Annotated in this window: 15 protein-coding genes and 1 pseudogene; 13 read left to right on the top strand and 3 right to left on the bottom strand. The window is 61.3% G+C overall.

Annotation, left to right across the window (positions count from 1 at the left end; genetic code table 11):
- The first annotated feature begins 68 nt into the window (after nt 1–68).
- The 11 genes from galB to CSAL_RS01605 all read left to right on the top strand — a co-directional run bounded on the left by galB (nt 69) and on the right by CSAL_RS01605 (nt 9,185).
- Complete coding sequence (galB, locus tag CSAL_RS01655; RefSeq protein WP_011505638.1) at nt 69–809, top strand: 4-oxalmesaconate hydratase; 741 nt, start codon at nt 69–71, stop codon at nt 807–809.
- A complete protein-coding gene (locus CSAL_RS01650; RefSeq protein WP_011505637.1) occupies nt 806–1,540 on the top strand; it encodes a 4-carboxy-4-hydroxy-2-oxoadipate aldolase/oxaloacetate decarboxylase in 735 nt (244 codons plus the stop codon). The genes galB and CSAL_RS01650 overlap by 4 nt, the downstream gene beginning before the upstream one ends.
- Nucleotides 1,537–2,649, top strand: a complete 1,113-nt coding sequence (locus CSAL_RS01645) for a 4-oxalomesaconate tautomerase (protein WP_011505636.1) — start codon at nt 1,537–1,539, stop codon at nt 2,647–2,649. The genes CSAL_RS01650 and CSAL_RS01645 overlap by 4 nt, the downstream gene beginning before the upstream one ends.
- Nucleotides 2,646–3,359, top strand: a complete 714-nt coding sequence (locus CSAL_RS01640; protein WP_011505635.1) for an alpha/beta fold hydrolase — start codon at nt 2,646–2,648, stop codon at nt 3,357–3,359. Before CSAL_RS01645 ends, CSAL_RS01640 begins: the two co-directional genes overlap by 4 nt.
- Nucleotides 3,356–3,811 (top strand): nuclear transport factor 2 family protein, encoded by a 456-nt coding sequence (locus CSAL_RS01635; protein WP_011505634.1) that lies wholly within the window; start codon nt 3,356–3,358, stop codon nt 3,809–3,811. The genes CSAL_RS01640 and CSAL_RS01635 overlap by 4 nt, the downstream gene beginning before the upstream one ends.
- Before the next feature lie 52 nt (nt 3,812–3,863).
- On the top strand, nt 3,864–4,220 hold the full coding sequence (locus tag CSAL_RS01630; protein ID WP_011505633.1) for an extradiol ring-cleavage dioxygenase LigAB, LigA subunit: 357 nt from the start codon (nt 3,864–3,866) through the stop codon (nt 4,218–4,220).
- A complete protein-coding gene (locus CSAL_RS01625; protein ID WP_011505632.1) occupies nt 4,220–5,065 on the top strand; it encodes a class III extradiol dioxygenase family protein in 846 nt (281 codons plus the stop codon). Before CSAL_RS01630 ends, CSAL_RS01625 begins: the two co-directional genes overlap by 1 nt.
- A 28-nt stretch (nt 5,066–5,093) precedes the next feature.
- Nucleotides 5,094–6,380, top strand: coding sequence for a gallate dioxygenase (locus CSAL_RS01620; protein WP_011505631.1), 1,287 nt, complete (start codon nt 5,094–5,096; stop codon nt 6,378–6,380).
- Nucleotides 6,381–6,420: 40 nt separating this feature from the next.
- Complete coding sequence (locus tag CSAL_RS01615; protein WP_011505630.1) at nt 6,421–7,593, top strand: MFS transporter; 1,173 nt, start codon at nt 6,421–6,423, stop codon at nt 7,591–7,593.
- 108 nt (nt 7,594–7,701) lie between these two features.
- Nucleotides 7,702–8,250, top strand: a complete 549-nt coding sequence (locus tag CSAL_RS01610; RefSeq protein ID WP_011505629.1) for a thioredoxin family protein — start codon at nt 7,702–7,704, stop codon at nt 8,248–8,250.
- Nucleotides 8,241–9,185: a threonine ammonia-lyase gene (locus tag CSAL_RS01605; RefSeq protein WP_043557889.1), complete on the top strand. Its 945-nt coding sequence runs from the start codon at nt 8,241–8,243 to the stop codon at nt 9,183–9,185. Before CSAL_RS01610 ends, CSAL_RS01605 begins: the two co-directional genes overlap by 10 nt.
- Before the next feature lie 27 nt (nt 9,186–9,212).
- Here CSAL_RS01605 and CSAL_RS01600 read toward each other — a convergent pair whose 3' ends face one another.
- From CSAL_RS01600 to CSAL_RS01590, 3 genes and pseudogenes are all read right to left on the bottom strand, one after another.
- Nucleotides 9,213–9,764, bottom strand: coding sequence for an O-acetyl-ADP-ribose deacetylase (locus CSAL_RS01600; protein WP_011505627.1), 552 nt, complete (start codon nt 9,762–9,764; stop codon nt 9,213–9,215).
- Nucleotides 9,765–9,863: 99 nt separating this feature from the next.
- On the bottom strand, nt 9,864–11,651 hold the full coding sequence (locus CSAL_RS17095) for a sensor domain-containing diguanylate cyclase (protein ID WP_187290068.1): 1,788 nt from the start codon (nt 11,649–11,651) through the stop codon (nt 9,864–9,866).
- Between the two features lie 67 nt (nt 11,652–11,718).
- Nucleotides 11,719–12,619 (bottom strand): annotated as a pseudogene (locus CSAL_RS01590) (integrase core domain-containing protein).
- A gap of 212 nt (nt 12,620–12,831) precedes the next feature.
- Here CSAL_RS01590 and CSAL_RS17090 point away from each other — a divergent pair.
- The gene (locus CSAL_RS17090) at nt 12,832–14,193 is read left to right on the top strand and encodes a PAAR domain-containing protein (RefSeq protein ID WP_011505625.1); all 1,362 of its coding nucleotides are present in this window, start codon (nt 12,832–12,834) and stop codon (nt 14,191–14,193) included.
- Nucleotides 14,190–14,585, top strand: a complete 396-nt coding sequence (locus tag CSAL_RS01580; RefSeq protein ID WP_011505624.1) for a hypothetical protein — start codon at nt 14,190–14,192, stop codon at nt 14,583–14,585. Before CSAL_RS17090 ends, CSAL_RS01580 begins: the two co-directional genes overlap by 4 nt.
- Nucleotides 14,586–14,602 lie beyond the last annotated feature (17 nt).

Below are 14,602 nucleotides of genomic sequence, written 5' to 3'. Positions count from 1 at the left end.
AAACATTATTCGCGTTTCGGGCAAGCTGACAGGATGAAACCATCGTCTTCAACGGTAGGTTATCGCTCATGACTGTCGCGTCTTCTTCTCCCGCTGGCCTGGTGGTCAGCGCACACTCGGCGGATTTCGTATGGCGGGCCGGTGGTGCCATCGCCCTGCACGCCCGGCAGGGCTATGCCATGCATATCGTCTGCCTGTCGTTCGGCGAACGGGGCGAATCCGCCAAGCTGTGGCGCCAGGGCAACATGAGCGAGGAAAAGGTCAAGGCGGCCCGCCGCGAGGAAGCCGAAGCGGCCGCCGCGGCCCTGGGGGCCAGCGTCGAGTTCTTCGATATCGGCGACTACCCCATGCGCGCCGACAAGGAAACGCTGTTCCGGCTCGTCGAGGTCTATCGCCGCGTGCAGCCCGAGTTCGTGCTCACGCATTCGCTCAAGGATCCCTACAACTACGATCACCCGCTTGCCACCGACCTCGCCCAGGAAGCTCGCATCATCGCCCAGGCGGAAGGCCACAATCCCGGCGAGACCATCGTCGGCGCCCCGCCCGTCTACTGCTTCGAGCCGCACCAGCCGGAGCAATGCCAGTGGCGCCCCGACGTGCTGCTCGACATCACCGAGGTGTGGGACGACAAGTACCGCGCGATTCAGTGCATGGCCGGCCAGGAACACCTGTGGGAATACTACACCCGCGTCGCCCTGCAGCGTGGCGTGCAGGCCAAGCGCAACATCGGCATCACCGCGAACAAGAACATCCAGTATGCCGAGGGCTATCAAAGCATCTTTCCCCGCGTCACGGAGAATCTGGCATGACGACCTCGCTGGAAACGCCCGGTATCGTCGTACGCGACATTCCCCGGGCCAAGCGCGAACACATCGATGCCCTCGGCGAAGAGGGCGTCGCCACCGTGCATGAAGCCCAGGGCCGCAAGGGACTGCTCGACCCCGCGATCCGCCCCATTCAGCAGGATCGCGGCATCAGCGGCTCGGCGGTGACCGTGCTGGTCTCGCCCGGCGACAACTGGATGTTCCACGTCGCCGTGGAGCAGTGCCAGCCCGGCGACATCCTCGTGGTGGCCACGCGCTCGCCCTGTGTCGACGGCTATTTCGGCGATCTGCTGGCCACCTCGCTGCAGGCCCGCGGCGTGCGCGGCCTGGTCCTCGACGGCGGCGTGCGCGACACTCGCATCCTGCGCGAAATGGGCTTCGCCGTCTGGTCGCGCGCCGTGCATGCCCAGGGCACCGTCAAGGAGACCCTGGGCTCGGTGAACATTCCCGTCGTCTGCGCCGGCCAGTGGGTCAACCCCGGCGATATCATCGTCGCCGACGACGACGGCGTGGTCGTGGTGCGTCGCGACGAGGCCGACGGCGTGGTCGCCGCCAGCCGCAAGCGCGCCGCCGCCGAGGAAGACAAGCGCGTGCGCCTGGCCAATGGCGAACTGGGCCTCGACATCTACGACATGCGCCAGCGACTGTCCGACAAGGGGCTGACCTATTACGACGACCCGCAGGCGCTGGCACGTGCCATGGAGTCCTCGTCATGAGCCAGACGCGCATCCCGTGTCTGCAGATGCGCGGCGGCACCTCGAAGGGGCTGTACTTCCTCGCCGAGGACCTCCCCCGCGACACCGCCCGGCGCGATGCGGTATTGCTCGCCGCGATGGGCTCGCCCGATGCGCGTCAGATCGACGGCCTGGGCGGGGCGACCTCGCTGACCAGCAAGGTCGCAATCGTCGACCGTCCGACCCGGGACGACGTGGATGTGGATTATCTTTTCGCCCAGGTCGTCGTCGACGCCCCGCGCGTCGACTATGGCCAGAACTGCGGCAACATCCTCGCCGGCGTCGGCCCCTTCGCCATCGAGCGCGGCTGGGTGACGGCATGCGACGGCACGACGCCGGTACGCGTGCACATGGTCAACACCGGCCAGGTGGCGATCATCCATGTCCCGACCCCCGGCGGTAGCGTCGCGTACGCCGGCGACGCCCAGATTTCCGGCGTGCCGGGCAGCGCCGCCCCCTTGATCGTCGAATTCCAGGATACCGCCGGCTCGAGCTGTGGCGCCCTGCTGCCCACCGGCCACCCCCGCGACACCGTCGAAGGCATCGACGTGACCTGTCTCGACAACGGCATGCCGGTGGTCCTGCTGCGTGCCGAAGATCTCGGCGTCAGCGGTCACGAAAGCTGCGCCGACCTGGAGGCCAATACCGCGCTGCGTGAACGCCTCGAACGCATCCGCCTGGCGGTGGGGCCGCGCATGAATCTGGGCGACGTCAGCGAACGCACCGTGCCCAAGATGACCCTCATCGCCGCGCCTCGGCATGGCGGCAGCCTCGCCACGCGCTCGTTCATTCCGCATCGCTGCCACGAGGCCATCGGCGTACTCGGTGCGGTCAGCGTGGCCAGCGGCTGCCTGGTACCGGGCACCGTGGCCGACGGGCTGGCGGTGCTGAACGAGGGACCGACACAGCGCCTGTCGATCGAGCACCCGACCGGCGAGTTCACCGTCGAGTTGACCCGTGACGCGGACGGCGAGATCGTCCGCGCGGGACTGCTGCGCACCGCCCGACTGCTCTTCGAAGGCCACTTGCATGTGCCGCGTGCCGTCTGGAATGGCGACACCGCGGCCCACTCCAACGGAGCCGCTTCATGACATCCGTACCGCTATTGCCGCTGCCGGGCCTGCTGTGCGACGACGCCGTCTGGACCGAGGTGCGCGAACATCTCGTCGCCCCTACGCTGCCCACGCCCGACTACGGCATGGCCGATTCCATCGGTGCCATGGCCGACATTGCCTTGCAAGACGCGCCCGAGCGATTCATCGCGGTGGGCCATTCCATGGGCGGCCGCGTCGCCCTCGAGATCCAGCGACGCGCACCGCAGCGTCTCGCGGGCCTGGCGCTGCTGGATACCGGCTTCCGCGGTCGGGCGGCGGGAGAAGCGGGCCAGCGCGAACGCGAAAACCGTCACGCGCTGCTGGCCAAGGCCCGCCAGGACGGGATGCGCGCGATGGGCGGCACCTGGCTGCAAGGCATGGTGCACCCCGAACGGCTCGACGACGAAACACTCGTCGAGGCGATCCTGGCGATGATCGAGCGCAAGGATCCCGACACCTTCGCCGCCCAGATCGACGCACTGCTGGCCCGTCCGGACGCTACCGAGCAACTGGCCGGCATCGCCTGCCCAACCCTGCTGCTGTGCGGACGCCAGGATGCCTGGAGTCCGCTGGAACGCCACGAGGAAATGGCGGGGCTGATTCCCGGCAGCCGTCTCGAGGTCATCGAGGAGGCCGGCCACATGAGTCCCATGGAGCGCCCCGCCGCCGTCGCCCGGGCGCTCGACCACTGGAGAAACCACGCATGACCGCCTTGTCCCACGAAGCCCGAGCGGCCATCGAACAGGCCTGCACCCACCTGGTCCTCGATGCCGCCGCCGCCACCGACCGTCAGGACTATGCCGGCCTCGTGGCGCTTTTCACGCCGGACGGCCAGTTGTTTCGGCCCACCGCTCCCGAGGAACCGCTCGCCGGGCGCGACGCGATCCTGGCAAGCTACCAGGCACGCCCGGCACAGCGCATCACGCGGCATTTCTGCAGCAACATCCGTGTCCAGGTGGAAAGCGCCGAGCGCGCGCGGATCAGCACCTACGTGCAAGTCTTCGCCGCCGATACCCAGCACGCGCCGGATGGCCACTTCGGCTGGCCGTTGGCGGGGCGCACCATGATCGGTGAATTCGACGACCTGTGCGTCCTCGATCAGGGTGCCTGGCGCTTTGCCGAGCGCCACGCACGTTTCGTCATGCATCGCGATGGCTGACGCCATGCGTCACCTCACCAGCCACCACACAATAGAAAAGGAAAAACACGCCATGTCGGATGCACAAGAGCGCTGGGGAATTCCCGGCACCTATGTCTTCGACCTTGCGCTCTCGCGACAAGGGTATGCCATCAACAAGATGTGCAACTCGCTCAAGTTCGACGAGAACCGCGAGGCCTTCAAGGCCGACGAAGAAGCCTACATGGAACGCTACGGCCTGTCGGAAGAACAGAAACAGGCCGTTCGCGAGCGTGACTGGCTGCGCCTGACCCAGCTCGGCGGCAACCTGTTCTTCTTCCTCAAGCTCGGCGCCACCCTGGGCTACGGCCTCTACACCATCGGCGCGCAGATGCGCGGCGAGAGCTACGAACAGTTCATGTCCACCCGCAACGTGCCAGGAGCAACCTGATGGGCAAGATCGTCGCCGGTATCGGCTCCTCCCATGTGCCCTCCATCGGGCGCGCCTATGACCAGAAAAAACAGGCCGACCCCGCCTGGCAGCCCCTCTTCGACGGTTACGAGCCCGTCAAGCGCTGGCTGGCGGAGGAGGTCAAGGCCGATGTCGTCATCCTGGTCTACAACGATCATGGCACCGAGTTCTTTCTCGACCGCTATCCCACCTTCGCGCTGGGTGTGGCCGACAGCTACGAAGTGGCCGACGAAGGCTACGGCAAGCGCCCCTTGCCGGACTTCCCCGGGGATGCCGCCTTTTCCGAGCATCTCGCCAACCACCTGGTCGCCGACGAGTTCGACCTGACCCTGTGCCAGGAAATGGCCCTGGACCATGGCTTCCTCACCGCCATGCCCCTGCTCTGGGATCACGACGACACCGCCTGGCCGGTCAAGGTCGTGCCGCTGCTGGTCAACGTCATCCAGCACCCTCTGCCCACCGGCCAGCGCTGCTTCAAGCTGGGCGAGGCCATTCGGCGCGCCGTCGAGGCCTACCCCGAGGACACGCGCGTCGTGGTGGTCGGCACCGGCGGCCTCTCGCACCAGCTCAACGGCGAGCGTTTCGGACACATCAACGAAGAGTGGGACAAGCAGTGGCTGCAGCGCATTCAGGACGAACCCCGCGAGCTTGCTGCCCTGTCGCACAAGGAAGTGATGACGGCGGCCGGTGCCGAGGGCGGTGAAGTCATCATGTGGTTCGTGATGCGCGGCGCCATGACCGAACGCGTCGAGGAAGTTCACCGCTTCTACTACGCCCCGATGACCACGGGCATCGGCCTGCTCGCGCTCAACAACAGCGACTGACCTTCCGCTCTCGCACGAGGTATCGAAGATGGCACGTATCATCGGCGGACTCGCCGTTTCCCACACCCCGACCATCGGCTTCGCCGTCGACCATGAAAAACAGCAGGAGGCCGCCTGGGCGCCGATCTTCGAAAGCTTCGCGCCAATGACGCAGTGGCTGCAGGACAAGCGCCCCGACGTGCTTTTCTACATCTTCAACGACCACGTGACGTCGTTTTTCTTCGACCACTACTCTGCCTTCGCGCTGGGGGTCGACGACCATTACGCGGTCGCCGACGAAGGCGGCGGACCGCGTGACCTGCCCGCCATCGGCGGACACGCGGCGCTCTCGCGGCATATCGGCGAGAGCCTGATGGCCGACGAGTTCGACATGGCGTTCTTTCAGGACAAGCCGCTCGATCACGGGCTGTTCTCGCCGATGTCGGCCCTGCTGCCGTTCGAGGAGGGCTGGCCGGTCGAGGTCGTGCCCCTGCAGGTGGGCGTCCTGCAATTCCCGATCCCCAGCGCGGCGCGTTGCTACAAACTGGGGCAGGCGCTGCGCCGTGCCATCGAAAGCTATCCGGAGGATCTCGACGTCGCCATCGTCGCTACCGGCGGCGTCTCGCACCAGGTACACGGCGAGCGCGCCGGGTTCAACAATCCAGAGTGGGATGCGCAATTCCTCGATCTGCTGGTCGACGATCCACAGCAGCTCACCCAGATGACCCAGGCGGAGTTCGCTACCCTGGGCGGCCTGGAAGGCTCGGAAGTGATCACCTACCTGATCATGCGCGGCGCGTTGTCCCACACCGTGATCAAGCGCCACCAGGATTATTACCTACCGTCGATGACCGGCATCGCCACGTTGATTCTCGAGAATCAGGCGCGGCCCAACCCCGTCGACCTGAGCGAGCGCTACCGCCAGCACAGCCGCCATCAGCAGGAAGGCATCGAGGCACTGGAAGGCACTTACCCATTCACCCTCGAGCGCAGCCGCAAAGGCTATCGCATCAACCGTTTCCTGCATCGCCTGATCGAGCCCGACTGGCGCGAGCGCTTTCTCGCCGACCCTGAAGCGTTGTTCGACGAGGCGGCTCTCAGCGAGGAGGAACGCCGCTTGATCCGCGAGCGCGATTGGCGGGGCATGATCCATTACGGCGTCATCTTCTTCCTGCTGGAGAAGCTCGGTGCCGTCATCGGCACGTCCAATCTCCATATCTACGCCGCCATGCGCGGCGAGAGCCTGGAGGAGTTCCAGAAGACCCGCAATCAACAGGTCACCTACTCGGTGGCCCGCCGCCAGGGTTCCGGTGACGCATCCTCTGCCGAGACTTGATAAGCTGTCGCTTTATTTCACCACCCCCCGGGAACGTTCGATGGTTCACAAAAAGGCAATTGCGTATTCCGTCTCATTCGCCGCGTTCCTGGGCCCTTTTACGCAAACCGTCTACGTACCCATTCTCCCCGAGCTGCAGGACACCCTGGCCACCAGCCAACTGCTGATCAATGCCAGCATCTCGGTGTTCACCTTCATCATCGCCTTCATGCAGATTCTCTACGGTCCGCTGACCGACACCTGGGGGCGCAAGAAGGTGCTGCTGCCCGGCATCGCCCTCTATGTCGGGGCCTCGATCGGCTGCTTCTACGCCGACCACATCGCGTCATTGCTCTTCTTTCGCGTGTTCCAGGCGGTGGGCATCGCGACGGGGTCGGTGGTCGCCGTGACCGTGATCGGCGACCTTTTCCGAGACGAGGAGCGCCTCAAGGCCATGGGGACCTTTCAGACGATGGTCGCCCTCGGCCCCGTCATCGGCCCGGTGGCGGGGGGCTTCATCGCCGACCAGCTGGATTATCATTACGTCTTTTTGGCGCTGGCCGTCGCCGGGACGCTGATCGGCATTCTCAATCTGGCATTGCTCCGGGAGACCAAGCCTGCGGGCCCCGCGCGCAGGATCGACATGGCCGAATACGTACGCATCGCGCGCGATCGGCAGGGACTGACCATCGGCATTCTGGGCTTCGTGCAGTTCTACATTTACTACAATTTCCTGGTCTATCTGCCGGTGATTCTCGACCAGGGCTACACGCTCTCCGTGGCCCAGAAGGGGCTGATGTTCTTGCCACTGTCCGTCGCCTTGATGCTGGGAAGCTTCCTGAGCAGTCGTGTCCAGAAACGTCTGTCGACGGAAAGCCTGCTGGTGATCACCGCCTTGTTGTGTGCCGTCGATGTGATGGCTTTTCTCGCGACGTCGATGCATTCGCTGGCGTCGCTCATCACGACCACCTGCCTCTTCGGCTTCCTGCTCGGGCTGTCTCTGCCTGCCCAGACCGCGCTGCTGACGCGCGTCTTCGTCACCCACCGCGCCACCGCGGTGGGGCTCTACAACTTCTTCCGCTTCATGGGCATGGCCAGCGGCCCGTTTCTCGGCGCCCTGCTCTTCGACCTTGGCGGGCTCACGCTGCTGTTCAGCATCGCTGCCCTGCTGTTCCTGCTCATCGCCATGCTCGCCCATCGCAACCTCATGCCCGTCCGCCGCGCCCGGGCATGAGCGCATTGCCAACCACCGGCCATTCACGCCTAGAATGAGGGGATATGGCCCGCGCCTGACGCGGGCGCCGTTCCACGCGAGACGCTCACCGACAACAGGAGTCCTCTCATGTCATTGACGCCGTCCAACATGATCGCGCTGGGCTCACCGCTACCGGCGTTTCGGCTCCCCGATGCCGAGGGCCGGGAGGTCGACAGCGCGGATTTCGCCGGGCGTCCGGTCCTGGTCGCGTTCATCTGCAATCACTGCCCCTTCGTCAAGCACATCGCGGATGCCTTCGCCGATTTCGCCCGCGAGTATCAGGCCAAGGGGCTGGCGGTGGTCGCCATCAACAGCAACGACTTTCACGCCCATCCGGACGACAGCCCCGCGCGCATGCGCGAGGAAATCGACGCGCGCGGCTATACCTTTCACTACCTGGTGGATGAAAGCCAGGATGTCGCCCGCACCTTCGAGGCGGCCTGCACCCCGGATTTCTTTCTCTTCGACCACGAGCACCGGCTGGCCTATCGAGGACAGTTCGACGCCAGCCGCCCCAGCAAGGAGACGCCGGTCACCGGGGAGGACCTGCGCGCCGCCGCCGATGCGGTGCTCGCCGATCGTGCACCGGCAACGCAGCAGACGCCGTCCATGGGCTGCAACATCAAATGGAAGTGAGCGATGTCCAGCATGCGCGGGAACGGATCGCCGAGGCCCTCGCGCCGACACCGTTGTTGCTCGACCAGACGCTGTCCGAGCGTCTGGGACGGCGTGTGTGGCTCAAGGTCGAGTCATTTCAGCACACCGGCTCCTTCAAGGCACGCGGTGCGCTGAACTGGCTGCGCACCGCCAGCGACGAGGAACTCGCCGGCGGGCTGGGCGCCGTGTCCGCCGGCAACCACGCCCTGGCGCTGGCCTGGGCAGCACGCCGGACAGGCGTCCCCGTGACCATCGTGATGCCCGAGAATGCCAGCCCCTTCAAGGTGGAGGGCAGCCGCGCGCTGGGCGCGGAGGTCATCCTGCACGGCGATATCAACGCGGCCTGGGCCTTGATGCATCGATTGGTCGAGGAGCGCGGCCTGACGCTGGTGCATCCCTACGACGATCCGCGCATCATCGCCGGCCAGGGCACGCTGGGCCTCGAGAGTCTCGAGCAGGCGCCGGACGCCCAGGCGATTCTCTGTCCCGTCGGCGGCGGCGGCCTGATCGGGGGCATCGGCGTGGCATCTTCGGCGTGGCGGCCCGAGCTCTCGCTGATCGGCGTGGAGCCCCGCGGAGCGGCGAGCATGGCGCATGCCTGGTCCCAGGGCGGCCCCGCCAGGCTCGACGGTATCGCCAGCTGCGCCAAGAGTCTCGCTGCCGCCATCGTCGGCGAGCACACCTACCCGCTCAGTCGCCGGCACGTCACCGAGCTCGTCGCGGTGGACGAGGACGCCATCCACCGCGCCATGCGCCACTTGCTCTACCAGGCCAAGTTGGTCGTCGAGCCCGGCGCGGCCGTGGGGGTGGCCGCTCTGCTCGAAGGTGGCGCCACGCTGCCCTCGCATGGCGATGTCGTCGTGGTGGTGACCGGTGGCAATCTGGGAGGCGAGGAACTGGCCGAATTCCTGTAGAGCGACGGCCTCATCCCCCGCCCGGCATCATGCGTCGGCGACGCCGCGTCGCATGGCGATTTCCGCGAACGCTTGGTAATCGCGCTCGCTGAAGAAGCACAGTGTCACCCGGAGATCATGGATCGCCAGTGCGTCATGCAGCGTATCGATCACGATGTGAGCGGCATCGTCGAAGGGGTAACCGTAGACGCCGGTGGAAATCGCGGGGAAGGCAATGCGCCGGCACCCCGTCTCGGCCGCCAGCGCCACGGCATTGCGATAGCAATTGGCCAGCAGGTGGGATTTATCGCGCGTCTTGGCGTAGACCGGGCCTACGGTGTGAATGACATAGCGTGCCGGCAGCTCGAATCCCTCGGTCAGCGCGACCTCGCCGTCCGGCAGGCCATCGGGCCAGTGCGTCTCGCGCAGCGCGCGGCAGGCCCGCTTGAGCGCGGGTCCCGCCGCGCGGTAGATGGCGCCATCCACGCCACCGCCGCCCATCAAGGAATGATTGGCCGCGTTGACGATGGCATCGACATCGAGGCGGGTAATGTCGCCGCTCACCACGTCGACACGCCCCGCCCATAGCGTCAGGGACATGAGCCTCTCCTCCTAATAAAGACCCTCGGTTTTAATCGATAACGCGACGCACAAGGAAGCTCTAAGCCTCCTATGCAAAGAGCACATTAGATTGACAAGTCAAGAAGAAGGCAAACATTGAGCAAAAGACTCCAGAGCTTTCTCCCATATCATGGGACGATAAAAATAGTAACCCTGCCCAACCACGCAACCAAACTGCAGTAGCTGATCAGCTGTGGCCTGATTCTCTATCCCCTCAGCAACGATGCCGTAGTCAAAGTGTTTCAAAATCTGAACCAGCCTAAAAACGATAGCACGGCTCCCTGCATCAACCTCCATATCCTTAATGATACTTCGATCAATCTTCACCACGTCGACCGGAATCCGGCGGAGGTAATTAAGATTACTATAACCACTTCCAAAATCGTCCAGGGCAATACGAACCCCTATATCACGAAGGGCCTGCAACACGCTCGCTATTCGATAATCCTCTAACAACTCTTCTGTTTCCAAACACTCAATTTCAAGATACTTGGGGTCGACACCAAACTCACCAAGCATTGACTCGACACAATTAAAAAAAGAATCATCAAACAGATTTGTCGTTGTCACATTAACGGAAATAGTAAGATAACAACCTTTCTCATGAAACCGACTTATTATCCCAAGCGCCTCTCTAACAACCCAGTGCGTCAGGTCATTAACCATATATGTCTGAGCAACAAGGGGGACAAACTCCATTGGAGACAGCTCTCCAAACTCAGGGTGCCTCCACCTCAATAAGGCTTCCAGCCCTACTACTTCACCACTCCTCATATTAATCTTAGGCTGTACCATAAGATACAGCTGCCTATCCTCCAAAGCTTCCGGCAAGCTGTTGATCAACTTCACTTTGCGTTGCTGTGCATTATCAAAGTTGACTTGGTATGCCATAACTGGCTCACGATAGGCTAGCGCTTCATATAATGCACTGAGAGCTCTCCTAAAAGTATCCCTCGGCGCAATGGCCAATGGATCAAAATCATAATATCCGGCACAAACCTGTAGATTGACAGGCAGTGCCGTATTTCCTCCCGCTCCAATACGGAAGTTGAGTGCCGCCACTATATCAATCACCGCCCCCCTCTCCGACTGGGGCACCAATACGGAAAAACGAGAAAGACTTACAGCATAAAGCAAATGACGCTCCGAGAGACAAACTCTCAGAAGATCCGCGATATTTTTTGAAACCTCTTCAACCGCCTCAACCCCATAACTCTTTGCAAGCTCATGATAACCACTAGTGGACACCACTTCTAAAACAATAACTGTTTTTGGAAGCACATGATCTTCATCCTGACGGGCATGAAGCGCGTCTAAATCCCTCATAAGCCTTTGCTGGTTAGGGAGGAATGTCACGGAATCAACAAACCCAACATTATTGCTCGACTCCAGAAGATTGCTAGCAATCACGGAAAAAGCCCTGAGCATCTCAGCTTCTTTGTCGGAGAGTTTCCTAGGCTCATAGTCGATAACACATACGCCACCAATAGCGGCACCTTCCGAGTCAAAAAGCGGCGCGCCCGCATAAAACCTGACATACGGCGCTGAATTAACGAGATCATTGCATTTGAACTCATCATCATCCAGCGCATCTTCTATAATGGTCAGGTCTTTACGCTGAACTGTTCGCCGGCAGAAAGACGATTCCAAAGGCGTAACATCCAACCCAAAATTATACCGTGATTTTATCCATTGCACGTCAGGCCCCAGTAACGTCACCAAGCTGGTAGGCACACCAATGACGCTAGAGGCAAGTTGAGTAAGGCAGTCCAGCGCATGGCTCGGGCCCAGGCGGGACAACCGTGACTCATACATACCCTTTAACTTTTCTTTTTCTTCCGAAGTAAATATTCCCTTAGAGCTCACACGACCTCCATCAACCATGTCAGGTATAGTGCCTTATGCCAAATTTAATGATGTCATATGGCCTTTGTCATTCCTCGCTGCCGGGAGCCGGATGATTGATCACATGTTCCCAAATAATTCGGGACGGTCTTTCTGCCACTGCTTCATTGCACCGCCCGGCGTCTGATGATGCAAGGCTTTTTGATTGATGTGGTGGCTATAAAGCGAACTGTAGCGCTTAAGCGTGGCCTCCAGCTCTTCCCGCAAGTCGAACCGATGCGTATTCAGTACGTCGCTCACGCGGCCATTGAAACGATCCACCATGCTATTGGCCTGTCGCCGGTAAGGTGCGATCAGGCGATGGTCGATGCCATGCTGGTGACAAATCCGATCCCCCGGCGCTTGCCGCTGGGCTTACGCTCCCCGCCCTCCGCACAGCGGTCGGTAAAGGTCTTGCCGTTATCCGTCACCAAGGTACGGTTCCTGAACGGCGGTCGATCGCCACGAAGAGGTAACGCTTGTGGTCTTCATCGGGCATTTGAGGCAGATGCTTGAGTCGATATGAACATAAGCCTGGATCATAGGCTTTGAAGGGCTTGTGAGACGATTACAGAGCCCCTCTCCCTACTTTTCCAAAAGTCGCCAGGCTGTTCAGGTCCCGTCACCTCAAGTGGGTTGCAGTGCTAAGCGGGAGAGGTCGAGTGAAGGCATTCCTCTGCCACGACTAACAAGTCATCGACGCTCAGACGCAGGTAGTCGCGCAGAGCCACCACGGTCTATTCCTGTACGGGAGACGTTGTCGAGAGCAGGTTATGCCGCATGTAGGGTTAGTCGTATTGCGTGCTGCGGTAACGCCACCGGGTAATGGTGGGACCCGAGACATGATAACGACGAGCCAGTTCGCTATCGCTGACCGAGGCGGGTCCCTGCTGGATCTCCCTGGGTATGCGCGGTGTGGTGGTAGCCATCTTATGCAGTTTGATATCCATCTCGCTGCTCCTGGATGAGTTGAGCAATGAGTTCACGCGCTGCCAGCAGAGGATAGCTCCTATGACTTCATCGATCATCCGGACTTTTACAGCTGGAGGCAGGTCTTGCCAGACATGCCAGCCATGTCGCTTTGTGGCCCGAGTCAAGCCTATAATAGACTACCGTCAGCGTTGCAACAGAGGAATGCTAAAGGTTCAAGCCCGGCGACGGTATGATTCGGTTGGGGGATGCCACCAGTCACGGCGGTAAGGTCATCACCGGCCAGAGCACCTACATCGTTCATGGCAAACCGGTCGCCGTCGTCGGTGATAAGGTCACCTGTCCGGTGGATGGTCACGGAGGCGTCTGCACCATTGTCGAAGGCAACCCCACGCTTCGGATCAACGGTAAGCAGGCCGCCTTTCACGGCTGCCACACGTCTTGCGGTGCTACGCTCGTCTCGTCAATGAATGGAAGACACATGATCGGCACCGAGGAGGCGAAGAGCCCTCCTGTTCCCAAGCCCATCTTCTCGCTGACTGCGGCGGCAGCCGGCAAGGTCATGAGCGACGAGACTACAGAGAAAGAGAGTCAAGCGACGATCGCGCCGGGATTCCACGTTGTTCGCGAAGCCGGCTACCGCGATCAGATCAAGCGCGACCTTCTGCCTACACTGTCATCTGACGTCGATGCCATGTTCGAGCGGCCCAACACCCACTTGCCGGACTATGTGCTACCCGGCTCTCTGATCGTGCTTAGCGACCCCGAAAACAAGATGTGCACGGCCGAGGAGCAAACGCTGCAGGACCAGGCCCGGTTAGCACAGCAAACCGTCCAGCAGCTCAAGCCCGAGCAGGCTGACGTCATGATGGTGAACTGGGGTGCAGTAATGGATCTATCGGACGCCATGGGGAGTGCCTCCACGGCAGCCGGCACTTCGGCGGGAACGCTCCAGGCACTCAAATCAACGATGGACGAGACATGGCACGATCTGGCTCAGGCATGGGAATCCGGGAGCCGGAGGGGAGAGCAGATTCTCGAACGTGCGACAGCACCAATAGTGGGTTGGATGGATCGAAAATTCGGGCTCGAGGACAAGCATCGAACGCTCAAGGCCAAGCTCGGCGTTTTGCAGGATAAGGCCGTTCACACCGTAGAACAGGCGATGGCTGGGTTTGCCGAGTTTCATGTCCCAACGGTAGCGGAGGGAATTCAGAAAGCCGGGAAGTTCGCCCGCACACTGGACGTGACGAACTACGTCGCCATTGGGCTGGATATCATGTCGACGCGGTTGGCCGTCGAACGAGCCTGCAACGATATCAATGCCACCAAGTCCTGCCGGCAGGTTGAGCTTGAAGAGTACATAGGCTTGGGAACAGGTATAGTCGGAGGATCTGCCGGTGCATCCGCAGCTGTCTCAAATGTAGGTCGAGTATGCTTGGCTATCGGTTATCACCCCATGGGACGGCTTGCTTGTACTGTAGTGCTGGTGAGTGGAGGGGCCTATGGTGGATCTACTGCGGGTAAAGAGGTAGGAAGACGTGCAGGTTCAGCCATCTACGAATATTTTCACGAAGAAGGTGGAACGAAGTGAATGACTCACTACTATGGGGAGGATTTTTGATAACGTTCGTCGGCATTGTAACTATCTCAGCCCTATTAGTCGTTGTCGGCGTAATCCTAGCTCCCATGATCATTCACAAGGCAGACAAGGCATTGAGTATTTTGCTCCCGGATAATGAATTGCTCTTCCAGGGGCTTCCTCTTTCATATACTCGGCTGGGTACTTACGGACGAATGTTGCTTCTCAAGGACACTGGCTGGTATCAGAGCCGGGTATTTGACCAGCGTCCAGACCGAGAAAGAGCGATTGCTGAAATGCCCGTCAATTTGCGACGAACCGTAACATGGCTGTACGGTGCCGGATCTCTAATTTGTTTCTTTACTGTGCTATTAATGATTATTTTCCTGCTGCTGGATCGCTAGTTCTCTCTGGGACGCAC

This window comes from Chromohalobacter israelensis DSM 3043, from assembly GCF_000055785.1.
In the GTDB taxonomy this organism is placed as follows: Bacteria; Pseudomonadota; Gammaproteobacteria; order Pseudomonadales; family Halomonadaceae; genus Chromohalobacter; species Chromohalobacter israelensis.
This window is presented reverse-complemented; position numbering and strand designations above follow the sequence as displayed.